Genomic DNA, 387 nt, shown 5'->3' on the forward strand with positions numbered 1-387 from the left:
TTACTTTTCCCTTGGACTTCTAATAGTCTTTGGTAGCTTATTGAAGCATCCTCCAGAAAGCCAGTCACTTGATTGAATTTCCTCTTTTTAAGACTTTCCTCACTCAAAGGAATGGGAACAATTGTATAGGATTTATAATCCGCTAAAGCCCTTTTAATCTCATTTGAAAAAATTTTTCTTAACAAATAATCTCCCTGAAACTTATAGGATGAAAAGTACTGCTTCATCATTTCATTATAGATAAAAAGAGCTTGGTGATGGATTTCATGGCCCTGCTTCTGCCAGCAGAGGCAATCCTGACAAATTCCTTCAACACCAGATTTGTAACAGCTGGAACAGTGCAGGTTATCAATCCTTTCAAAGCGGGACCAACAGTCCTCGCAAATA

The 387-nt window shown here is 37.7% G+C and carries 1 protein-coding gene; it reads right to left on the minus strand.

The annotated features are described in order from the left end of the window. A partial coding sequence (locus tag FH871_RS35120; RefSeq protein ID WP_212768414.1) for a ComF family protein occupies positions 1-230 on the minus strand: 230 nt, incomplete at its 3' end. Positions 231-387: the final 157 nt, after the last annotated feature.

It is taken from the genome of Larkinella sp. C7 (genome assembly GCF_006149005.1).
Taxonomy (GTDB): Bacteria; Bacteroidota; Bacteroidia; order Cytophagales; family Spirosomataceae; genus Larkinella.